Here is a 22,724-nt window from a genome sequence, read left to right on the forward strand (position 1 = left end):
GGGACGGGTCCGGCCCGTCCCCGCGTAGGATTGAACACCGCCGGCGGTCGCCGGCAACCACACACGCCACCGAGCGTTTCTAGGAGGTCGGCCGTGGGCGATGCCCTGTTCACTTTGGGCGGGAGCATGCCACCGGCATATCCCGAGCGCGCAGCGTGGGGCACCGCCCCCAAGCTGCGCCAGTGGCAGGCGGAGGCACTGGAGCTGTACTTCAGCCAGGCCCCGCAGGACTTCCTGGCGGTGGCGACCCCCGGTGCCGGCAAGACGACGTTTGCGCTGCGCGTGGCGAAGATGCTGGTCGACGCCGGCACCGTGAACCGCATCACCGTCGTCGCGCCCACCGATCACCTCAAGAGCCAGTGGGCGGACGCCGCCGCCCGCATCGGGATCTCCATCGACCCGAACTTCAAGAACTCCGACGGCCGCCATGGCGCCGGGTACATCGGCGTCGCGGTCACGTACGCCCAGGTGGCCTCCAAGCCGTTGCTGCACCGGGCGAAGACCGAGGCCGCCCGGACGCTGGTCATCCTCGACGAGATCCACCACGGCGGCGACGCGCTCAGCTGGGGCGACGGCATCCGCGAGGCGTTCGAGCCGGCCACCCGCCGGCTGGCGCTGACCGGCACCCCGTTCCGCTCCGACACCGCGCCGATCCCGTTCGTCGAGTACGCCGAGGACAAGGACGGCATCCGCCGCTCCAAGGCGGACTACACCTACGGCTACGGCAACGCGCTCAAGGACCACGTGGTCCGTCCGGTGCTGTTCATGGCCTACTCCGGTTCCATGCGCTGGCGCACGTCCGCCGGCGAGGAGATGGAGGCCCAGCTCGGCGCGGGCTTCACCAAGGACATCACCGCCCACGCCTGGCGCACCGCGCTGGACCCGCAGGGCGAATGGATCCCCTCCGTCCTGGCCGCCGCCGACCGGCGCCTGACCGAGGTCCGCCGCACCGTGCCTGACGCCGGTGCGCTGGTCATCGCCACCGACCACGACGACGCCCGCGCCTACGCCGACCAGCTCAAGCGCATCACGGGGGAGAAGATCACCGTGATCCTCTCCGACGACGCCAAGGCCTCGGCGAAGATCGACGAGTTCTCCGCGGGGGATTCGCGCTGGATGGTGGCGGTGCGCATGGTGTCTGAAGGCGTCGACGTGCCCCGCCTGTGCGTGGGCGTCTACGCCACCAGCACCTCCACCCCGCTGTTCTTCGCCCAGGCGATCGGGCGCTTCGTGCGCTCGCGCAAGCGCGGCGAGGTCGCCTCCGTGTTCCTGCCCTCGGTGCCGACGCTGATGGAACTGGCCAACCAGATGGAACTCGAGCGCGACCATGCCCTGGACCGCCCGGAGCAGCACGCCGAGGACCCCGACTTCGTTCCCGAAGAGGCCCTGATGGACGAGGCGAACCGCGAGGACAAGGCCTCCGATTCGCTCACCAAGCAGAAGTTCGAGGCCCTGCACTCGCAGGCCTCCTTCGACAGGGTGCTGTTCGACGGCGGCGAGTTCGGCACCGGAGGCGCCGTCGGCTCCGAGGAGGAGCAGGACTTCCTCGGCATCCCCGGCCTGCTGGACGCGGACCAGGTGGGCGTGCTGCTGCGCCAGCGCCAGCTGGACCAGGTCACCCGCCGCCGCAACCGGCCGGCGGCGCACGCGGAGGAATCGGCGGCCGACGTCGTCGACCACCGCCAGCTGCTGGACCTGCGCAACCAGCTGTCCAAGAACGTCTCCGCCTGGAGCGCCCGCACCGGAACCCCGCACGGGATGATCCACAACAAGCTGCGCGAGGTCTGCGGCGGCCCGGCGGTCGCCCAGGCCAACGCGGACCAGCTGAACCGGCGCCTGTCCAAGCTGCAGGACTGGTTCGTCGGGCGCAAGTAGTTCATCGGGCGCAAGTAGCGCCCGGCGGGTCAGGCCTCGTCGACGTATTCGGTGGGGATGACCGGCTCGCCGCGGTGCAGGCGACGGGCGATGCCGGGCATTTCCTGGATGCTGTCGTGGTGGCGCTGCGTGGCCCGCACGACCCCCTCGGCTCCGGTCCAGCCCGGCAGCACCTCGCCGCCGCGGACGAACTGGCGCAGCAGCAGCCGGTCGTTGGCGTCGGCCAGCGGGACCTCGCCGATGCCGACCAGCTCGGCGGTGGCCCGGCCGCGCTCGTTGAGCCGGCGCAGCGCGAATTTGCGCCCCCCGACGCTGCCCTTGCCCTTGGCGGCCTTCGCCACGTCGCCCCAGGCGCCGTCGTCGTTCTGGCGGCTGACCAGCTTGTACACCATGGACGCGGTGGGGGCCCCGGACCCGGTCACCAGCGCGGTGCCGACGCCGTAGGCATCCACCGGCGCGGACTGCAGGGCGGCGATCGCGTGCTCGTCCAGGTCGGAGGTCACCATGATGCGGGTGTCCTCGTTGCCGAGGTCATCGAGCAGGTCGCGCACCCAGCGCGCCTGCTCCACCAGGTCCCCGGAGTCCAGGCGCACGGCACCCAACTCCGGGCCGGCCACCTCGACGGCGGTGCGCACGCCCTGCTCGACGTCGTAGGTGTCCACCAGCAGCGTGGTGTCCGCGCCGAAGGAGGCGACCTGCGCCTCGAAGGCCGCGCGCTCGGAATCGTGCAGCAGCGTGAAGGCGTGCGCTGCGGTGCCGATGGTCTTCACCCCGTAGCGGAGCCCGGCCTCCAGATTCGAGGTGCTGCCGAACCCGGCGATGACCGCCGCCCGGGCCGCGGCCACCGCGGACTCCTCGTGGGTGCGCCGCGAGCCCATCTCCACGCAGGGGCGGGAACCGGCGGCGGCGCACATCCGCGACGCGGCCGAGGCGATCGCGGAGTCGTGGTTGAGCACCGACAGGATGAACGTCTCCAGCACGCAGGCCTCGGCGAACGTCGACTCGACGATCAGCACGGGGGAGCCCGGGAAGTAGATCTCTCCCTCCGCGTACCCGTGGATGTCCCCGGTGAACCGGAAATCCGCCAGGTAGTCCAGGGTCTGCCGGTCCACCACGTTGGCCCGCTCCAGGAACTCCAGCTGCTCCTGGCCGAAGCGGAAGTGCTCCAGCCCCTCGAGGATGCGCCCGGTGCCGGCCACCACGCCGTAGCGCCGGCCCTCCGGCAGGCGGCGGGCAAAGACCTCGAACACCGACTGGCGCTGCGCCGTCCCCGCCCGGAGCGAGGCCTGGAGCATCGTCAGCTCGTAGTGGTCGGTGAAGAGCGAGGTGGGCTGCTGCCACATGGCGGGGGGACTCCTCGGGTCGGGGTGCGTGCGAAGGGACGGCCCCGCGCGCGAACGGCAGGGCGGCCCCGCAACACACTCTATCCGGGGCGCCCGCGGGATCCGGCGCCTCGCCGGAACCCGCCGCGGACGTAGAATGGGGGCATGCCAATTGCGACCGCGCGGACCGATGTCCTGCCCCGCCCGGAGACGGAGGGGGCGACCCTGACCGAGACCCCCTACGTCCTGATCGTCTGGAACGACCCGGTCAACCTCATGAGCTACGTCAGCTTCGTCTTCCGCAGCCACTTCGGCTACAGCGAGGCCAAGGCGAACGAGCTGATGCTCGAGGTCCACCACCAGGGCCGCTCCGTGGTGTCCACGGGCACCCGGGAAAAGATCGAGGCTGACGTCGCGGCCATGCACGGCTACGGCCTCTGGGCCACCTTCCAGCGGGCGGACCAGGCCTGAACCGTGGCAAAGGCATTCAAGAACACCCGCCGCGGCATCACCTGCGAACTGGAGAAGGCCGAGCGCGACCTGCTGCGCGGCCTCTTCCAGGACATCGTCACCCTGCTGGAGCCCGAGCGCACCGACGACGAGGACCCGCTCTGGGCCCTCGTGGGCATGGACCCCAACGCCCATGCCGAGCACTTCCCGGTCCCGCGCGACCGCGCCGAACTGCGCCTGCTGCCCGATGCTGTCCAGGGCGACGCCGACGCCTCCCTGGAGTTCCGCCGGCTCACCGAACGCGGGCTGCGCGAACGCAAGGTTGGGGGCCTGCGCGCCGCCGCGCTTGCCGTCGAAACCTCGCCGCTGCTGCTGTCCCCGCCGGCCGCCGCGCAGTTCGCCGCGGCCCTGAACGACGTGCGCCTGGTCCTGGCCGAACGGCTGGGCCTGGAAACCGAGGACGATGCCGAGCGCATCCACGACATCGACGACTGGAGCGGGGCGGACACCGTCGAGGAGTACCTGGCGCTGGTCTACAACTTCGTCACCTGGCTGCAGGAATCCCTGATGCAGGCCCTGCTGCAGACCCTGTGAGCGCGGTCCCGGACACGGCCGCCCCCCGGGACGCCATGTACGGCGGGGCGGCCGCGACGCAGTATTCTCGGTAGACCATGACTACTGCTTCCGGCCCGCGCCCCACCGCGGAGACGGCGACTTCGCCGCGTGCCGCGGCGCCCCTGGGAATCTTCGATTCCGGCGTCGGCGGCCTCACCGTCTCGCGTGCGATCATCGACCAGCTCCCCTCCGAGTCCACGCTCTACGTCGGCGACACCGCCAACGGGCCCTACGGCCCGCTTCCGATCGCCGAAGTCCGCGCCAACGCGCTGGGCGTGATGGACGAACTCGTCGATTCCGGCGTGAAGCTGCTGGTCATCGCCTGCAACTCGGCCTCCGCGGCGGTGCTGCGCGACGCCCGCGAACGCTACACCGCCCGCTACGGCATCCCCGTGGTGGAAGTGATCCAGCCGGCCGTGCGCCGCGCCGTCGCCGCCACCCGCAACGGCAGGGTCGGCGTGATCGGCACCCTCGCCACCGTCGGCTCGCGCGCCTACGACGACGCCTTCGCCGCCGCGCCCCACCTGGAGATCGCCTCCGCGGCCTGCCCACGCTTCGTCGAGTTCGTCGAGCAGGGCATCACCACCGGGCCGGAACTGCTGGAGACCGCCGAGGAGTACCTGGCCCCGCTCAAGCGCGCCGGCGTGGACACCCTGGTCCTGGGCTGCACCCACTACCCGCTGCTCACCGGCATCATCTCCTACGTGATGGGCGACGGCGTCACCCTGGTCTCCAGCGCCGAGGAGACGGCCAAGGACGTCTACGGGGCCCTGCTGCGCAACGGCCTGTCCCGTCCCGGCGGGACCGAGCCCACCCACCACTTCATGGCCACCGGGGACGCCGCCTCGTTCGAGGTGCTCGCCCGCCGCTTCCTGGGCCCCGAGGTGCTCGGCGTCGAGCAGGTCGACCACGTGTCCGCCCGCTATCCCACCGGGTCCCTGGCGCGCGTCACCCCCGAGATGATCGCCCGGGCCAAGGCCCGCAGCGGCGGCCCGCGGCCCGCGGACCCGCCCTTCAGCCCGCGCTCGGACAGCGCCGCCAGCGTCCCGGGAGGACTCGCATGAAGCTGACCATCATCGGCTGCACCGGATCGTTTCCGGGGCCCGGCTCACCCGCCTCCTGCTACCTGGTGACGGCGCACGACGGCGAGCGGCCGTGGCGGATCCTGCTGGACCTGGGCAGCGGTGCCCTGGGCGTCCTGCAGCGCTACGCCGACATCAAGGACCTCGACGGCATCTTCGTGTCCCACCTGCACCCGGACCATTGCATGGACCTGTGCGGCCTGCACGTGGCCATCCACTGGGATCCTGCCGGATGGGGCCGCGACCGCATGCTGGTGTGGGGCCCGGCCGCGACCGCGGACCGGATCGCCACCGCCTACGGGCTGCCGCTGGACCCGGGCATGCACGAGGACTTCGACTTCCGTTCCTGGACGCCGCGTGAGCCGGTCCGGATCGGCCCCTTCACCATCACCCCCTACCCGGTGCGCCACCCCATCGAGGAGGCCTACGCCCTGCGCGTGGAGGCGACCGAGCCGCTGGCCGACGGCAGCATCCGCACCTCGGTGCTGGCGTACTCCGGCGACACGGACACCTGCGCGGAGCTGGTCGAGTCCGCCCGCGAAGCGGACATGTTCCTCTGCGAGGCGGCGTTCGAGGAGGGCCGCGACGACGCCATCGACGGCGTGCACCTGACCGGCAAGCGGGCCGGCCAGATGGCCACCGAGGCGGCCGCGCGGCGCCTGCTGCTGACGCACATCCCGGTCTGGACGGACATTAACACCGTCGTCGACGAGGCCAAGGAGGTCTACGACGGCTCGATCGCCGTGGCGGTCTCCGGGGTGACCTACGGCGTGTGGACGGGGGACCGGCTGGGCGATCCGAAGACCGGGTCCGTCCGGGCCGTCCCCAATCCGCCGGGCACCTAGCCTCGGCGCCCCAAAGCGTCGTCGGCGCCTCCCCAACCTCGCTGCGCTCGGCCGGCGCCCCAAAGCGTCGTCGGCGCCTCCCCAACCTCGCTGCGCTCGGCCGGGGCCCCTCGGCGCCTAGACTTGGGTCCATGACTCAGCAATCCGTTCCTTCCTCCGCCGTGCGTGCCGACGGGCGCACCCCCGACCAGTTGCGTCCCATCAGCATCACCCGCGGCTGGTCCGCCCAGGCCGAAGGCTCCGCGCTGATCGAGTTCGGCAACACCCGTGTGCTGTGTACCGCCTCCTTCACCGAGGGCGTGCCGCGCTGGCTCAAGGGCGAGGGCCGCGGCTGGGTGACCGCCGAGTACGCGATGCTCCCGCGCGCCACCAACACCCGCTCCGACCGCGAGTCGGTCAAGGGCAAGGTGGGCGGGCGCACCCACGAGATCTCCCGGCTGATCGGCCGCTCGCTGCGCTCCATCATCGACACCAAGGCCCTGGGCGAGAACACGATCGTGCTGGACTGCGACGTCCTGCAGGCCGACGGCGGCACCCGCACCGCCGCCATCACCGGCGCCTATGTCGCCCTGGCCGAGTCGATCCGGTGGGCCCGGGCGAAGAAGATCGTCAAGGCCAACGCGCAGGTGCTCAAGGACACCGTCGCCGCCGTGAGCGTGGGCATCATCGACGGCGTCCCGATGCTGGACCTGCCCTACGTCGAGGACGTGCGCGCCGAGACCGACATGAACGTCGTGGTTACCGGCAGCGGACAGTTTGTCGAGGTGCAGGGCACCGCCGAGGGCGCGCCCTTCGACCGCGACGAACTCAACGCACTGCTGGACCTGGCCCTGGCCGGGACCGCGGAACTGTCCCGCATCCAGCGCGAGACGCTGGCGGAGACGGCATGAGCGGCGCCCCCGTGCTGGTACTGGCCACCCGCAACCAAGGCAAGCTGCGCGAGCTGCGCGACCTGCTGCGCGGGCAGGTCCCCGGTCTGGACGTGGACACCCAGGTCATCGACGCCGAGTCCGCAGGCGCCCCGGACGTCGCCGAAACCGGGAAGACCTTCGCCGAGAACTCGCTGCTCAAGGCTCGCGCCGTGGCCGAGGCCACCGGGCTGGTCGCCATTGCCGATGACTCCGGCCTGGCCGTGGACGTCCTTGGCGGCGCGCCCGGGATCTTCTCCGCCCGCTGGGCCGGGACCCACGGCAACGACGCCGCCAACCTGCAGCTGCTGCTGGACCAGCTCTCCGACATCGGCGAGGAGCACCGCGGGGCGGCGTTCGTCTGCGCCGCGGCACTGGCCGTGCCGGGCGGCACGGAGCACGTCGAATCCGGCCGCCTCGAGGGCACCCTGTTGACCGCGCCGCGGGGCAGCGGCGGCTTCGGCTACGACCCGATCCTGCGGCCGGCCGGACTGGACGTCAGCTGCGCCGAGCTCACCTCGGAGGAAAAGAACGCCATCAGCCACCGCGGCCAGGCGTTCCGGGCGCTGCTGCCGCACATTGTCGCCGCCCTGGGAGCCGCGGCGCCGGAGGACACCGACGACCGGCCCGAGGCCGGGTAGCCGGCGTGAGTCGTTGGCCACACGCCCTCAGGCCGTGCGGCCAACCTCCAGCCGGGTAGGGCACACTGGATGGTGATGAATACGACGATCATGACCCAAGCTGCCCAGGACCCTGCCGCATCGGGCGGCTTCCTCACCGACCTCGCGGACTGGGCGGTGGGGCTGATGGAGGTCATCGGCGCCCCGGGCGCCGGACTGGCGATCGCGCTGGAGAACCTGTTCCCGCCGCTGCCGTCCGAGGTCATCCTGCCGCTGGCCGGCTTCACCGCCAGCCGCGGCTCGTTCACCCTTTTCGAGGCGCTGTTCTGGACCACCCTGGGGTCGATCCTCGGCGCCGTCGCGCTGTATTGGGTGGGCCGGGCGCTGGGCCGCGAACGCACCCGGTGGCTGTTCGCGAAGCTGCCGCTGGTCGACGTCAACGACGTGGACAAGGTGGAGTCCTGGTTCGACCGCCACGGCGCCAAGGCCGTGTTCTTCGGCCGCATGATCCCCATCTTCCGCAGCCTGATCTCCATCCCGGCTGGCGTCACCGCCATGCCCCAGTGGAAGTTCATCGGACTCACCAGCCTGGGCAGCCTGATCTGGAACTCGATCTTCGTGCTGGCCGGCTTCTACCTGGGCGAGAGCTGGCACCTCGTGGAGGAGTACGTCGGCGTCTTCCAGAAGATCGTCATCGTTGCCGTGGTGCTCTACCTGGCGTTCTTCGTCTTCAACAAGATCCGCAAGGCCCGCGCCAAGCGCGCCGCCCACGTTTCCCCCGAGTGAGCGCCGCGGGCATGGCATACGACTTCACCGCGATCGACTTCGAGACGGCCAACGGATTCCGCGGCTCCGCCTGCAGCGTCGGCCTCACCCGGGTCCGCGACGGGCGGATCGTCGAGGAGGGGTACTGGCTCATGCGCCCGCCGGAGGGCTACGACCACTTCGACCCGCGCAACGTGCAGATCCACGGCATCACCCCCGAGGCGGTGGCCGCTTCCCCGCGCTTCGGGGAGGTGTTCGGCCAGATCGCCGGATTCATCGGCACGGACACCCTGGTGGCGCACAACGCGGCCTTCGACCTGGGCGTGATCCGCTCCGCCCTGGAGGTCTCCGAGCTGTCCGGTCCGGCCTACGAGTTCGCCTGCACCGTGAAGCTGTCCCGCAAGAGCTATTCGCTGCCCTCCTACTCGCTGCCGTTCGTGGCCGAGGCGGCGGGTTCGCCGCTGGAAAACCACCACGACGCCGGAGCTGACGCGCGCGCCTGCGCGGGGATCATGATCGACCTGGGCCGCCGGCACGGGGGCGGATCGGTGGCGGCCGTCGCCGCCGAGCTGGGCGTGGCCCTCGGCCACGCCCCGGCCTACACCCCCGGGGACCCGCTGTCCAAGGCGACGGCGGGCGCGAAGGGCTGGCGCAGCGCCGGGCACCAGGTGCCGGCACGGCAGGACTGGGCCCTGTGGCCGCAGGAGGGGGAGAACCCCGACCCCAACCCGGAAGCCGACCCGGCCCATCCGCTGTTCGGGGAGCTGGTGGTGTTCACCGGCAACCTGGCCATCAGCCGCCAGGACGCCAAGAACCGGGCGGCCAACGCGGGAGCCCACACGGCCAGTCGCGTCACCCGCTCCACCACGGTCCTGGTGGTCGGCGACGGCTTCGCCGCAGCCGACCTGCGCACCGGGCGCCTGACCGCCAAGGCCCAGCGCGTGCTGCGCATGCAGGAGACCGGGACGCCGATCTCCATCCTCTCCGAGGGGGAGTTCCTCCAGATGGTCGGGGGATCCTGGCCGCAGGGCCTCTAGCCCGATGGGCGCCCCCGCCCTGGGGCGGTTCTTCGCCTTCCCCAACCCCGTGAACGAATACGCGGCGCGCCTCACCGCGGCCCTGGTCCTGGTCTTCGGCCTGGCCATCGCCGCCACCGGGGCGGGGTGGCTGCTGTGGGTGCTGGCGTTCGGCTTCCTGCTGCGGGTGCTGTGGGGGCCGCGGTTCTCCCCGCTCGCGCTGTTGGCCACCCGGGTGATCGCTCCCCGGCTGGGCCGCACGCGGCTGGTGCCCGGTCCGCCCAAGCGCTTCGCCCAGGGCGTGGGCCTGGTGGTGAGTCTGGCGGCCGCGGTGCTGTTCACGGCGGGGCTGGAGACCGCCGCGTGGGTGACCCTGGCCGCGCTGCTGGCGGCCGCCGCACTGGAGGCCTTCGCGGGGTTCTGCCTCGGCTGCGCGATCTTTGCCCGGTTCCGGGCCGCCGCTCGTTAACACAGCCACAACACAGCAATAACACAGGAATAACACTTCCTTAACGCCCGATGGCTTCCAATGGCAGGGAGCATTCGCAAACACCTGGTTGGAAATCTCGCACACATCTAGTTGGGGCAGGTGCGGCCACCCGTGGCCGGCACCGTTGGGGGTAAGGGGACCGCCATGACCGCACGACATGAGGCAATCGGCTGCGCACCGGAATGGGTGGCCCGGATCCAAACGGGGGCGTGGACATGAGCGCGCCGGCAGGACGGCGGGGCCGGCACCAGTCGAACCTACGGATGCCTGCCACGAGGCCGGGACCGGGCGGCGGAGGGCGCCATCGGCTGGCATGGCCCGCAGATGGGCCGGCGGACGGGCCGGCGGCTCCGGTCGGGGTACTGCTGCCGGGGGTCCCGGCCGGGGTGCGGTGGCGTGCGGGGCAACGGCTGGAGGGCTTGTTCGAGCTGCGGTGCGATGCGCTGGCGGATCGGCTGGCGGTGGACGGTCCGGAAATCTCACTGACGTACGGGCAGTTGGATATGCGGGCGAACCGGCTGGCCAGATACCTGGCCGCGTGCGGGGTGCGTCCGGGGGACCGGGTGGCCCTGCTCTTCGACCAGCCGGTGCGTTCCTACGTCGCGCTGCTGGCCGTGTTGAAGGCCCGGGCCGCGTTCGTGCCGCTGGACCCGGGCTTTCCCGATGACCGGCTGGCGTACATCGTTTCCGACGCCGGTGCCGGCTTCGTCCTCACCCTCTCGGGACTGCGCAACCGGGTTGCCGGCACCGGGGCGCGGGTCGTCTGCCTGGACGAGGAGGACGCACAGGTCGCCGGCCAGGACCCGGCGCGGCTTTCGGTGACCGCCGACAGCGACGGCGGCCCCGACGAGCTGGCCTACATCATCTACACCTCAGGTTCCACCGGCCGTCCCAAGGGCGTGGCCGTGGAGCACCCGAGCATCTGCAACTTCGTGCAGGTCGCGGCCGAGACCTACGGCTACCGGGCAAGTGACCGTGTCTACCAGGGCATGACCATCGCCTTCGACTTTTCGATGGAGGAGATCTGGGTGCCCTGGATGGTCGGGGCCACCCTGGTGCCCAAACCGGCCGGCACCAGCCTGCTGGGCATGGACCTGGGCCAGTTCCTGCGCGAGATGAAGATCACCGCCATGTGCTGCGTGCCCACCCTGCTGGCCACGCTCGACGAGGACCTGCCGGACCTGCGCTTCCTGCTGGTCTCCGGCGAAGCGTGCCCGCGCGACCTCGTTGCCCGCTGGCACCGCCCGGGGCGGCGCTTCCTGAACGTCTACGGACCCACCGAGGCCACCGTCACCGCCACTTGGGACGTGGTGCACCCGGACAAGCCGGTGACCCTCGGGACGCCGCTGCCGTCCTATACCGCCGTCATCCTGGACACTGACGAGGCCCGGGCCCTGCCCCCGGGCGAGACGGGCGAGATCGGCATCGCCGGCATCGGCCTGGCCCGCGGCTACGTCAACCGGGACGAACAGACCGCCAAGGCCTTCATCCCCGACTTCCTCGGCATCCCCCACAATCCCTCGGGGCGCATCTACCGCACCGGCGACCTGGGCCGGTTCACCCAGGACGGCACCATCGAATACCTGGGCCGGATCGACACCCAGGTGAAGATCCGCGGCTACCGCATCGAACTGACCGAGATCGAATCCGTCCTGCTCCAGCACCCGGCCATCGCCCAGGCCGTGGTGGACACCCACCAGCCGGCACCCGGCGTGGTCGAGCTGGCCGCCTGGTACACCCTGCGCCATGGAGCCGTCGACCCCGACCCGCGTGACCTGCGCGAACACCTGCGCGAACGGTTGCCGGCCTACATGGTGCCGGCCTACCTGGAGCAGCTGGACAAGATCCCGATGCTGCCCAGCGACAAGGCCGACCGCAAGAACCTCCCGGTTCCCACCCGCTCCCGCATCACCGGCAGCGAAGGCGGGGAGTTCACCGCCCCGGCCACGCCCACCGAAGAACTGCTCGCCCAATGCCTGGGATCCGTGCTGGGCGTGGCGAAGGTCTCGGCCACCGCGCACTTTTTCACGGACCTCGGAGCCAACTCGCTGCTGATGGCCAACTTCTCGGCCCAGCTGCGCAAATCCGGCTTCCCGGAACCGCCGGCCATGCGTGACATCTACCTCTCGCCGACCATCGAGGCGCTCGCCACCGTGCTGGACGCGCGCGCGCTCGAGGCGCCGGCCGAGGAGGCACCGGCCGAGACCGTGCCGGCGTACCGGGTTTCGACGGCGCGGCACGTGCTCTGCGGGGCCGTTCAACTGCTGATCGCGGCCGGCTACAGCTACGTCATGATCTCCCTGGTGATCGGTGCCTTCTTCTGGATCATCGAGGACGCCTACCCCGTCATTGTGATTGAGAAATCCATCGTGTTCGGCATCGGCGCCTTCCTGGTGTTCAGCATCGTCCCCATCCTGCTCAAGTGGATCATCGTCGGCCGCTGGAAGGTCCAGGAGTTCCCGATCTGGGGAATGGCCTATGTCCGCTTCTGGTTCATCAAGAACCTCGTGAACCTCAATCCGTTGCGGATGTTCGCCGGCACCCCGGTCTTCTCCCTGTACCTGCGGGCCCTGGGAGCGAAGATCGGCAAGGGCGTCACCCTCTTCTCGGCGGTGCCGGTGTGCACGGACCTGCTCACCGTCGGCGAGTGGACCATGGCCGCCAAGGACTCGTCATTCACCTGCTACCGGGCGGTCTCAGGCCGGATCCAAACCGGGCCGGTGACCATCGGCAGCAACGTCCTCATCTGTGAACACACCATTCTGGAGATCGACACGACCATGGGGGACGGAGCCCAACTGGGGCATGCCTCCTCGCTGCACCGGGGCCAGTCGGTACCGGCCGGCCAGAGCTGGCACGGCTCCCCGGCCCAGCCGGCGTCGGCCAACTACCGGACGGTCGAACCGGTCACGGACGGAGTCATGCGCCGTCGGGTGCTCTATGGCTTCTGGACGGTCTTCACCCGGTTCGCGATCGTGCTGCCTCTGGCGATGGCCACCCTGGCCCTGGTCCTGCCGCCGTTCCTGTCCACGGGCCTGCTGACGGCAACACGGTGGCCCCTGTACATCGAGCTCCTGGGCATCTCCGCGGCGGTGTTCTTTCCCGGCCTCGCCGCGGGCCTGGTCGCGGTGGCCCTCATTCCCCGGCTGCTCAACCTCTTCCTGGCCCCCGGCAAGGTCTACCCGCTGTTCGGCATCCGCTTCGTCATCCAGCGGTGGATCGTGGGCCTGACCAACATCAAGTTCTTCATGCGGGTTTCGGGCGACAGTTCCCTGGTCGTGCACTACCTGGGCCTGATCGGGTACAAGCAGCCCGGCCTGGTGCAGACCGGCTCGAACTTCGGCGTCGCCCTCAAGCAGGACAACCCCCTGCTGTGCACGGTGGGCAGCGGAACCATGGTCTCCGATGCCCTCTCGATCATCAATGCGGACTATTCCAGCACGTCATTCCGCATTTCCCCGGTATCCCTCGGGGCGAGCAGCTTCTTCGGCAACGACATCCCGTATCCTCCGGGAGCCCGCACGGGGAACAACTGCCTTTTTGGCACCAAAGTGATGGTTCCCATCGACGGCCCGCTGCGGGAGGACACCGGCCTGCTCGGCTCCCCGCCCTTCGAGATCCCCCGCTCGGTGGAACGCGACAGCACCTTCGATGAGATGAAGTCGGAGGAGGAACTGCGGGAACGGCTTCCCCTGAAGAACATGCATAACGCGGTGACCCTGGCGCTGTTCCTGCTTGTCCGGTGGATCGGTTTCTACGTGGGCCTGGTGGTGGGGGCCGTGGCCCTGGGCCTGCTCTTCCAGTTCGGTGCCTGGGCGGTGATGGCCGCCGCCGCCGTCCTGCTGTGTTACGCCATTGCCGTCGCCGCGCTGGTGGAGCGCATGTCGCTGGGTTTCAAGCCCATGGTCCCGATGTTCTGCTCCATCTACCAGCCGCAGTTCTGGCGGCACGAACGCTTCTGGAAGCTCAGTGCGGAAGGCCTGGTCCAACTCTTCAACGGCACTCCCTTCAAGCCGCTCATCTGGCGCCTGCTGGGGGTGAAGATTGGCAAGAAGGTCTTTGACGACGGCATCGAAATACCGGAGCGGACGCTGGTCACCATCGGCGATTACTGCACGCTCAACGCCCAAAGCTGCGTCCAGTGCCACTCGATGGAGGACGGGGCCTTCAAGCTGGCCGCCATCAGCATCGGCAACGACTGCACCATCGGTACCAAGGCATTCGTCCACTACAGCGTGGTGATGGGCGACGGTTCCGCGCTGAAGGCGGATTCCTTCCTGATGAAAGGCGAGGAAGTGCCGGAAAACGGGATCTACGGCGGCAACCCGGCCCGCCTCATGGCGGACCGCTCGGCTCGCCGGCAGTTGAGCGCGGCATCGAATTGACTAGGCAAACCACTCGTTAGGAGGGTTCGACATGTCCGACCAATCGTCCCGGCCCGAAACCCCGGCCGCAACGGATCCGCACGACCGCCCCGTGCCGGAAAGCCAAGGAGCCGTCCAGGATCTCCAGGCCCGGCATCCCGGCCTGACCGGCCATGACCATGCAGCGGGAGCGCCCCCGCCGATGGGGCTGGCCATCGCGGCGCTGGTCATCGGCGCCATCTCGTTCCTTGAGGCCTCCGTTCCCGTCATCGGCGTCCTCAGCTTCCTGGCCGGCCCCCTCGCCATCGTTTTCGGCGTGATCGCCCTGCGGAAAAGGCAAAAGAAGGCTTTGGCCATTGCAGGCATCGTGCTCGGCGCCGCAGGGATGCTCATTGCGGGCATCGTCACGATCATGGTCGCCTACTTCGCGAACCAGATCATCGGAACGCATACCGTTCGCTACGTCGTGACCTCGGACCGGCCGGGCACAGTGGCGTACTTCAATGGAACCGAGACGGTGACGGAAGAGATCAACGGCGACTGGCAAAGGGACGTTTCCTTCACCGGCCTGCCCTACGCCTCCTTGTCCGTCGATTCCGAGGGCACGGCAACGCTGGGCTGCCAGGTTTCCATGGACGGCTCGTCCGCCACCACGAATACCGGCACCGGAGAGGTCTCCTGCGTCACCGGCAACATGCAGTTCTGGCACCAGTTACCGGGGCAGTAGCAACCCGCCCCGCCCCCTCCGGGCCCGGTCCCTGGTGGACCGAACGGAGGGGGATTGGAAGGGCGGAAATATACGACCGGACCGCCGATTTGTACATACCCGCCGATGTCTGTATAGTTTTGTCTTGCCGACGCGGGGTGGAGCAGTTCGGTAGCTCGCCGGGCTCATAACCCGGAGGTCAGAGGTTCAAATCCTCTCCCCGCAACGAGATCGAGGTCCGGCCGGAAGAAATTCCGGCCGGACCTCGAGTGCTTTAACGCGGGATCCGGCGACCGGCCCCCTTCCGTCGCGCCGAAGGGGGCCGGTCGCAAAGCTGGATGTACGGCTAGGAGCCGCTGCCCAGGGCCGCCTGGCCGCCGGACTTGAGCGCGGCCAGCCGGGCCTCGATCTCCGTCTGCTCGCCGAGGTCCTCCAGCGACTCGAATTGGGCGTCGAGGCTGGACGCGGCCAGTTCGCTGGCGCCGCGCACGCGGGCCTCCTCGTGGCGGATCTTCTCCTCGAAGCGGGAGACCTCGCTGGTGGGATCCATGATGTCGATGCTCTTGATGGCGTCCTGGACCTGGGACTGCGCCTGCGCCGACTTGGCGCGGGCGATGAGCTCGTCCCGCTTGGAGACCAGCTCCTGGCGCTTGTACTTCATCGCCTGGAGGCCGCTCTTGAGCTTCTCGACGATCTCCTCCTGGGAGGCGATCGTGGGCTCGACGGTCCTGGCCTCGCCCTCGGACTGCAGCTGCCGCTGGATGGCGACCTTGGCGAGGTTGTCGAACTTCTCCGCGTCGGCGGTGGAGCCGGAGGCACGGAACTCGTCGGCCTTGCGGGAAGCGGCCAGTGCCTTGTTGCCCCAGTCCGCGGCGGTCTGCACGTCCTCCGCGTGGTCCTCCTGCAGCAGGCGCAGGTTGCCGATCGTCTGGGCGACGGCGGATTCGGCCTCAGCGATGTTGTCCGTGTAGTCGCGGACCATCTGGTCCAGCATCAGCTGCGGGTCCTCGGCCGAGTCGATGATGGCGTTGACGTTGGCCTTGGCCAGCTGAGCGATCCGTCCAAAGATTGACTGCTTTACCATGGGTCACCTTCCAGTTCACTAGGGTTGCCTATCCGCGCGCCGACCCTCGGGCCGGCGCAACGCCTTTTTCCGTTCCGCCCTCGGCGCCGGGCGCGTCAGAAGTTTCCGCCGCCGCCTCCGCCGTCGAACCCGCCGCCACCGAAGCCTCCTCCTCCGCCGCCCCCGCCGCCGAAGCCGCCGAAGCCTCCTCCGCCGAAGAATCCGCCGCCGTGGCCGCCATCGCCGCCGCCGTGGTGGCCGCCGTGCAGGATCGAATCGATCAGGATCCCGCCGAGGATGGCGCCGCCGAGGCCGCTGCCGCGATTTCCGCCGAAACCGCCTCCGCCGAAGCCCCCGCCGCCGAAGCCGTTGATGTCGTTCTCCGCCTCGGAGGCGGCCTGGTCGGCCAGGTGGATCGCCTGGTTGGCGTACTGGAGGGCGGAGACCGGGTCGCTGGAGGAGAGGCGCAACGCCTCGTCGAGGTTTCGCTGGGCCTCGGCCAGCCGGGTGCGGGCCCGCGATCCCACGCCCCCGCGCCGCGCCCGGATGAAGTCGTTGGTGCCCTGGATGCGCGCCTGCGCCGAACGGATCGCCGAGTGGAGCTGCTCGGCGGCGCGCCGCGCCTGTTCCTGGCGGTCGCGGATCCCGGCCAGCGGGGCCTCGATGCGGGCCCGCGCCTGTTCCACGGTGCGCAGCAGCTCCACGGGGTCGATCCGGCCCGCCCGGATCCGGGCGCCCACCTCCGCCAGGGCCTGGGACAGGGCGGCCACCGGGCCGGACAGCTCAGGGTCCCGGCCGCTGGCGACCTGCGCCTGCGCCTGGGCGAGGTCCTGCGCCGCCGCGGAGACGGCGCTCTCCAGGGCCTCCCGCGTGTCCGCCAGGCCGCTGCCGGCCCGGTCGATCGCGTCCAGCAGGACGCCGGCCTGGTGCAGGCCCTCTTCGCCGGCGCGGATGGCGACGGCGGCCTCGGCGGTCTGCTGCGCGGCCAGCTTGGATTCGGCGTCCGCCACGGCGGTCCCGACGAAGTCCAGGCGGTCGCCGGCCTGGGCGATGTTGTCGCGGACCTGCGCCAGCGCGGACTCGGCGTATTCCTGGGCCAGGGCCGCGAACGTGCCCTCGGCGGTGGCCAGGCGGGAACGCAGCGCGGGGACCTGCCCCTTGAGCGAGGCGATCGCCTGCGGGGCGCGGCGCTCGAGCTCGCGCAGCTGCTCGAAGTCCGCCCGGTGCCGTTCGAGGCTCTCGTTGACGGCTTCGCAGCGGTGGATGATGTCGCCCAGCCACGTGCGCTGCTCTTCCTCGGTGTCCGGGATGTGGTCGTCGAGCTGCTGCTGCAGCTTGAAGGACTCGCTCATGTGCGCCTTGGCGGCGGCGATGTCCTCGGCGAATGGCCGGATGGCGTCGTCGCCGTACTGGGCCTGGGCGAAGCCGAGCTCCTGCTCGCTGGAACGGATGGCGTCGTCCGCCGCGACGAGCAGGCTTCCGCTGCGCTGGCGCAGTTCCTCCACGGAGAGCCCCGCGAGCGGATCGACCGGCTCGGCGGGCCCGGGCCCGGGCCCGTGGCCGACGCCGGCGCCCACCGGCTGCCGGGTGCGCCGCCGGCTCAGCGCCCAGACGGTGGCACCCCCGCCGGCGACCAGGACGCCGCCGATGATCCAGGGGGCAGCGGACCCGGATGATCCGTTGGACCCCGAGCCGGAACCGCCGGAGATCTTGCCGTCGGTGGCGTCCTGGATGCCCGCGGCCGCCTGAACGCCGGCCTCCGCCCACCGGTCCTCGGCAAGGTTGGGCAGGATGTACTCGCGGTAGATCTCCTCGTCGAAGGGCGCGATGCGGCCCGCGTTGTCCGACTTGAACCGGGCCTGGCGGGTTTCGACGGCGACGGCCAGCACCGAGTCCGTGCTGCCCATGCCCTTGGTCTGGGCGACCTCTTCGACCCAGGCGTCCATGTCGCTGGGGTTGGTGAAGCTGTCCACGTAGATGACGAAGAGCGTCTGCCCCGCGTTGTCGCGCAGGTCCTCGATGGCCTGTTCCACCTGGCCCCGGTCCGACCCCAGGACCCCGGCCTGGTCGACCACGAATTCCCCGGGGGGAATCGTGACGGGCGAATCCGCCGCCGCCGCGGGGGCGAAGACGACGGCGGGCAGCAGGGCCGCGGCAACGGCGGCCGCCCGCCAGGGCACGAACCTTCTCCGTGCCCTGGCCTGTCTCGGGACTGCCTGCCTCGGGACTGTGGATTCCATGCGTCATCCTTCGGGATCGTGGACGACCCGCGCCGGTCCGGCCCGCGCGCGGGGCTGTCGATCACGAGTCTATGGGCGCCCCGATGGCGCGTCCACCGCCGATGGCGCGTAGGCGCGGGCGCTGGAGCCGGGCCCCGGGCAGGTCCACTGGATATTCGGCGGTCCCACAGCAAACGTTCAGGAAATGCTGGCGCTCGGCACAGCCTGACTTGGCATAGTAGCGTTGCGAGGAACCCCAGAAAGGACCCCAAAAGCCATGAGCGAGACCAACGGCACCACCCCCATCGGCACCGATGCCGGCCCTGCCGTGCCTCCGCGTCCGGACGCCCCGCCCCAGGCCCCGGGCGCATCCCAGCCGCCGTATTCCTCATGGAACGCCACCGCGCCGATCCCCGGCGGTTTCGGAACCGGCAACACCGGCACTGGCAGCTTCGGGCAGCCCGCCCAGCCGGCTGCCCCGTCACCCGCTCCGAAGAAGCAGCCGCGCCGCTTCGGCGCACCCGTGCTGATTGCCGGCATGCTGGCGGCCGCCCTGGTCGGTGGCGGGACCGCAGTGGCCACCGGATACGCCGTCAACGGCTCCGGCGCCGCCAGCCTCACCACGGCCTCGGGCCAGCAGGTGGTCATCAACAACCCGGAGAACGTCACGGCCGTGACGGCGGCCGCCGCGAAGGCGTCCCCGAGCGTGGTCACGATCGAGGTCAGTGGCGGGAACGCGTCCGGCTCCGGATCCGGCATCATCCTGGACACCGACGGCCACATCCTCACCAACACCCACGTGGTGACGCTCGGGGGAGAGGTGGCGAACCCGGTGATTGCCGTGCGCACCAGCGACGGCCAGGTCCACGACGCCACCGTTGTCGGCACCGACCCGCTCTCCGACCTGGCGGTCATCAAGATCGAGGCACCCAACCTGACCCCGGCCACGCTGGGCAGCTCCTCCTCCCTCAACGTCGGTGACGCGGCGATCGCCATCGGCGCCCCGCTGGGCCTGAGCGGGACCGTCACCGACGGCATCGTCTCCACCCTGAACCGGACCATCAGCATCGCCTCCTCGGCCGTGCCTGACACCACCGCGGAGGGATCGCAGGACAGCAACGACGACGAGTTCAACTTCCAGTTCCCCGGCCAGCAGGACACCTCCTCCAGCCAGGGCTCGATCGCGGTCAACGTCATCCAGACCGACGCCGCGATCAACCACGGCAACTCCGGTGGTGCGCTGGTGGACATCAACGGCGACATCATCGGCGTGAACGTCGCGATCGCCTCGGCCTCCTCCGGCTCCACCGCCTCCGAGGACAGCGGCAGCATCGGCGTGGGCTTCGCGGTCCCGATCGACTACGCCAAGCGCATCGCCAACGACCTGATCGCCAACGGCAAGGCCACCCACGGGCTGCTGGGCGTCACGGTCCAGGCCAAGGCGGCCGACACCGCCTCCGGCGCCACCTCCTTCAGCGTCGGCGCCGAGGTCCGCAGCGTAAGCGATGGATCGCCCGCCGCCAAGGCCGGCCTGAAGCAGGGCGACATCATTACGGGCGTGGGCGACCGCAGCGTGGAGGACAGCCTGTCACTGACCGCCGCCATCCGCGAATACGCGACCGGCAGCCAGGCCACGGTGCACTTCACGCGTAATGGTCAGTCACAGAGCGTCGATGTGACGGTTTCGGAAGTCACGGAGTAGCCCATCCCCGCCGGGGGCCGGCCCGGGCGATAGCATGGACCGTGGCCCGAGCGGCCACGTTCCCCGAGGAAAGGCAGCAATGAGCGACGCAACCGGCACGCCGCTGAAGATCCTGGTTCTGGTCAAGCACGTCCCGGACGCGCAGTTGGACCGGCACCTCTCCGGCCCAGGCCACACCATCGGCCGCCAGGACAGCATCCTGTCCGAGCTTGACGAGTACGCGGTGGAGGCGGCCCTGCAGCTGGCCGAATCCCGCGGCGGCGCGAAGGGCGGCAGCACCGTCACTGCCCTGTCCATGGGCCCGGAGGCAGCCGCGAACGCCGTCAAGAAGTCCCTGCAGATGGGGGCCACCGACGGCGTGCACCTGACCGATCCCGCGCTGGCAGGCTCCGACGCTGCCGCCACCTCGCTGGCGCTGGCGGCAGTGGTGCGCCACCTGGGCGCCTTCGACCTGATCGTCACCGGCATGTCCTCCACCGACGGGGAGACCTCGCTGGTGCCGTCCCAGCTCGCCGAACGGCTGGGCCTGCCGCAGCTGACCCTGGCCTCCCGGGTGGAGCTGGACGGTGCGGGCACCCTCACCGTCCGCCGCGACGGCGACTCCGGATCGCAGACGGTGCAGGCGCCGCTGCCGGCGCTGCTCTCCGTCACCGACCAGGCCAACGAGCCGCGCTACCCGAACTTCAAGGGGATCATCGCGGCCAAGAGGAAGAAGATCCAGACCCTCTCCCTCGCCGAGATCGGCGTTGCCGCGGACCAGGTCGGCGCCGCCGGTTCCTGGACCCGGGTCCTCTCCGCCGAGGCCCGCCCGCCGCGCCAGGCCGGAACCGTCATCAAGGACACCGGCGACGCCGGCATCCGGCTGGTGGATTTCCTGGCCGACCAGAAGCTGCTCTAGGACGACGAGAAGGACCACCCCCATGGCCAACATCCTGGTTTACATCGACACGCCCGCCGCCGAACCCACCAAGGCGCAGCGCGAACTGCTCGCCCTGGCCGCCGGGCTGGGCACGCCCGTCGCCGCCGTCGCGGCCACAGAGGCGCACCCCGCCGGGGACGCCGCCGCGGGCCTGGGCGCCCACGGCGCCGCGACCGTCTACATCGGCACCGACGGGGCGGACGAACTCCTCGTCGCCGGCAAGGCCGCGTTCGTCGCCGCCGCCGCGCGGGCCGCCGACGCCGCCGCCGTGCTGCTGCCGAACACCGGGGAGGGCAAGGAGATCGCCGCCCGCGTGGGCATCAAGCTCTCTTCCGGCGTCATCACCGATGCGATCGGCATCGCGCCGGACCTGACGGTCACCAAGCCCGTGCTCGCCGGCTCCTACACCGTCACGGCCCGCGCCGTGCACGGCATCCCGGTGGTCACGGTCAAGCCCAACAGCATCGATCCGGCGGAGCCGACCGGCGGCGCCCCCGAGGTGGTGGCGCTCGACGCCGGGGAGCCCGGACCCGCGGCCCGCGTCACCGGCACCGCCGCCAAGCCCGCCAGCCGGCGCCCGGCGCTGCAGGAGGCCCGCATCGTCGTGGCCGGCGGGCGCGGCGTGGACGGGGACTTCGGCCCCGTGGAGGAACTGGCGGACGCGCTCGGCGCCGCCGTCGGCGCCTCCCGCGCGGCCACCGACGCCGGCTGGATCGGGCATGACGCGCAGGTGGGGCAGACCGGCACCACCGTCTCCCCGCAGCTGTACGTCTCGGCCGGCATTTCCGGCGCCATCCAGCAGAAGGCCGGCATGCAGACCTCGACGGTGATCGTCGCGGTCAACAAGGACGAGGACGCTCCGGTGTTCGAGATTGCCGACTTCGGCATCGTCGGCGACCTCGCCACGGTGCTGCCGCAGGCCGCGGCCGAGATCAGGCGCCGGCGGAGCGAGTAATGGCGGGCTTCGATCCCGACCTCCACCCCGTGCGCCGGGTGCTGTGTTTCGCCGCGCACCCCGACGACCTGGACTTCGGCGCCGCGGGCACCGTCGCCGCCTGGACCGCGGCGGGCGCCGAGGTGCACTACTGCATCATGACCGACGGAGACGCCGGCGGCTTCGCGAAGGACAACCACGCCGAGATGGCCGCGCTGCGCCACACGGAGCAGCGCCAGGCCGCCCTCACCGTCGGGGTGGAGCACGTCCACTTCCTCGGTGAGCGCGACGGCTACCTGGAGCCGAGCCACGAGGTGATGCGCCGCGTGGTGGCGCTCATCCGCCAGGTGCGTCCCGACGTCGTGCTGGCCATGCACCCGGAACGGAACTGGGACCGCATCCAGTCCTCCCACCCCGACCACCTCGCCTGCGGCGAGGCCGTGGTGCGCTCCGTCTACCCGGCGGTGGAGAACCCGTTCGCCTACCCGGAGCTGGAGGCGGAGGGCCTGTCCGCCTACAAGCTGCCCTGGCTGTGGCTCTACGCGGGCCCCGCGGAACGGGAGAACCACTGGGTGGACGTCACGGAGACCTTCGACCGCAAGATGGAGGCCCTGCGCCACCACCTGACCCAGCATCCCGACATCGCCAAGATGGAGGCCTTCGTGGAAGACAAGGCCCGCGACCGTGCGGCCGCCGGCGGACTGGGGGAGGGCCGGCTCGCCGAGTCCTTCCACGTCGTCGCCGTCAACCCGCCGGAGGCCATCGCGGGCTTCTAGCCCGCCGCCCTTGTCACAAACCTCTCCGGACAACGAAGGGCCTCCCGGCGCAC

The 22,724-nt window shown here is 70.6% G+C and carries 19 protein-coding genes and 1 tRNA gene; 17 read left to right on the forward strand and 3 right to left on the reverse strand.

The window, feature by feature from the left end:
- The first annotated feature begins 126 nt into the window (after positions 1-126).
- A complete protein-coding gene (locus ABD912_RS10470) occupies positions 127-1,875 on the forward strand; it encodes a DEAD/DEAH box helicase (protein WP_425548048.1) in 1,749 nt (582 codons plus the stop codon).
- A 29-nt stretch (positions 1,876-1,904) separates the two neighbouring features.
- Here the strand turns inward: ABD912_RS10470 and ABD912_RS10475 are convergent, their stop codons facing one another.
- Positions 1,905-3,218 carry a nicotinate phosphoribosyltransferase gene (locus ABD912_RS10475; RefSeq protein ID WP_345150607.1) on the reverse strand — a complete coding sequence of 438 codons (1,314 nt, stop codon included), beginning with the start codon at positions 3,216-3,218 and terminating at the stop codon, positions 1,905-1,907.
- A gap of 144 nt (positions 3,219-3,362) precedes the next feature.
- Here ABD912_RS10475 and clpS point away from each other — a divergent pair, with 144 nt between their 5' ends.
- The 12 genes from clpS (at position 3,363) to ABD912_RS10535 (ending at position 15,284) form a co-directional block, all read left to right on the forward strand.
- The gene (gene clpS, locus ABD912_RS10480; protein ID WP_345150608.1) at positions 3,363-3,668 is read left to right on the forward strand and encodes an ATP-dependent Clp protease adapter ClpS; all 306 of its coding nucleotides are present in this window, start codon (positions 3,363-3,365) and stop codon (positions 3,666-3,668) included.
- Between the two features lie 3 nt (positions 3,669-3,671).
- Positions 3,672-4,241 carry a DUF2017 domain-containing protein gene (locus tag ABD912_RS10485; protein WP_345150609.1) on the forward strand — a complete coding sequence of 190 codons (570 nt, stop codon included), beginning with the start codon at positions 3,672-3,674 and terminating at the stop codon, positions 4,239-4,241.
- A gap of 77 nt (positions 4,242-4,318) precedes the next feature.
- Positions 4,319-5,326, forward strand: a complete 1,008-nt coding sequence (gene murI, locus ABD912_RS10490; RefSeq protein WP_345150610.1) for a glutamate racemase — start codon at positions 4,319-4,321, stop codon at positions 5,324-5,326.
- Positions 5,323-6,189, forward strand: coding sequence for an MBL fold metallo-hydrolase (locus ABD912_RS10495; RefSeq protein WP_345150611.1), 867 nt, complete (start codon positions 5,323-5,325; stop codon positions 6,187-6,189). The genes murI and ABD912_RS10495 overlap by 4 nt, the downstream gene beginning before the upstream one ends.
- Positions 6,190-6,320: 131 nt before the next feature.
- Positions 6,321-7,079 (forward strand): ribonuclease PH, encoded by a 759-nt coding sequence (gene rph / locus ABD912_RS10500; protein WP_345150612.1) that lies wholly within the window; start codon positions 6,321-6,323, stop codon positions 7,077-7,079.
- Positions 7,076-7,738, forward strand: a complete 663-nt coding sequence (rdgB, locus tag ABD912_RS10505; protein ID WP_345150615.1) for an RdgB/HAM1 family non-canonical purine NTP pyrophosphatase — start codon at positions 7,076-7,078, stop codon at positions 7,736-7,738. The genes rph and rdgB overlap by 4 nt, the downstream gene beginning before the upstream one ends.
- A 75-nt stretch (positions 7,739-7,813) precedes the next feature.
- Positions 7,814-8,503 (forward strand): DedA family protein, encoded by a 690-nt coding sequence (locus tag ABD912_RS10510; RefSeq protein ID WP_345150617.1) that lies wholly within the window; start codon positions 7,814-7,816, stop codon positions 8,501-8,503.
- Positions 8,504-8,514: 11 nt separating this feature from the next.
- Positions 8,515-9,519 carry a 3'-5' exonuclease gene (locus tag ABD912_RS10515; RefSeq protein ID WP_345150619.1) on the forward strand — a complete coding sequence of 335 codons (1,005 nt, stop codon included), beginning with the start codon at positions 8,515-8,517 and terminating at the stop codon, positions 9,517-9,519.
- Between the two features lie 4 nt (positions 9,520-9,523).
- A complete protein-coding gene (locus ABD912_RS10520; RefSeq protein ID WP_345150620.1) occupies positions 9,524-9,967 on the forward strand; it encodes a DUF4395 domain-containing protein in 444 nt (147 codons plus the stop codon).
- Positions 9,968-10,407: 440 nt separating this feature from the next.
- Positions 10,408-14,373 carry a Pls/PosA family non-ribosomal peptide synthetase gene (locus tag ABD912_RS10525; protein ID WP_345150622.1) on the forward strand — a complete coding sequence of 1,322 codons (3,966 nt, stop codon included), beginning with the start codon at positions 10,408-10,410 and terminating at the stop codon, positions 14,371-14,373.
- 31 nt (positions 14,374-14,404) lie between these two features.
- Complete coding sequence (locus ABD912_RS10530; RefSeq protein WP_345150625.1) at positions 14,405-15,079, forward strand: DUF4190 domain-containing protein; 675 nt, start codon at positions 14,405-14,407, stop codon at positions 15,077-15,079.
- Positions 15,080-15,210: 131 nt separating this feature from the next.
- Positions 15,211-15,284 (forward strand) — tRNA-Met (locus ABD912_RS10535).
- Positions 15,285-15,404: 120 nt separating this feature from the next.
- Here the strand turns inward: ABD912_RS10535 and ABD912_RS10540 are convergent.
- Positions 15,405-16,142 (reverse strand): PspA/IM30 family protein, encoded by a 738-nt coding sequence (locus tag ABD912_RS10540; protein WP_345150627.1) that lies wholly within the window; start codon positions 16,140-16,142, stop codon positions 15,405-15,407.
- Between the two features lie 95 nt (positions 16,143-16,237).
- Entirely contained in the window at positions 16,238-18,361 is a 2,124-nt protein-coding gene (locus ABD912_RS10545; RefSeq protein WP_345150630.1) for a TPM domain-containing protein, read from the reverse strand.
- Positions 18,362-18,617: 256 nt separating this feature from the next.
- Here ABD912_RS10545 and ABD912_RS10550 point away from each other — a divergent pair, with 256 nt between their 5' ends.
- From ABD912_RS10550 to ABD912_RS10565, 4 genes are all read left to right on the forward strand, one after another.
- Positions 18,618-20,042 (forward strand): S1C family serine protease, encoded by a 1,425-nt coding sequence (locus tag ABD912_RS10550; protein WP_345150632.1) that lies wholly within the window; start codon positions 18,618-18,620, stop codon positions 20,040-20,042.
- A 79-nt stretch (positions 20,043-20,121) separates the two neighbouring features.
- Positions 20,122-20,940, forward strand: a complete 819-nt coding sequence (locus ABD912_RS10555; protein ID WP_345150633.1) for an electron transfer flavoprotein subunit beta/FixA family protein — start codon at positions 20,122-20,124, stop codon at positions 20,938-20,940.
- Between the two features lie 22 nt (positions 20,941-20,962).
- The gene (locus ABD912_RS10560) at positions 20,963-21,916 is read left to right on the forward strand and encodes an electron transfer flavoprotein subunit alpha/FixB family protein (protein WP_345150634.1); all 954 of its coding nucleotides are present in this window, start codon (positions 20,963-20,965) and stop codon (positions 21,914-21,916) included.
- Entirely contained in the window at positions 21,916-22,671 is a 756-nt protein-coding gene (locus ABD912_RS10565; RefSeq protein WP_345150635.1) for a PIG-L deacetylase family protein, read from the forward strand. The genes ABD912_RS10560 and ABD912_RS10565 overlap by 1 nt, the downstream gene beginning before the upstream one ends.
- Positions 22,672-22,724: the final 53 nt, after the last annotated feature.

This window comes from Arthrobacter ginkgonis (genome assembly GCF_039540195.1).
Classification (GTDB): domain Bacteria; phylum Actinomycetota; class Actinomycetes; order Actinomycetales; family Micrococcaceae; genus Zafaria; species Zafaria ginkgonis.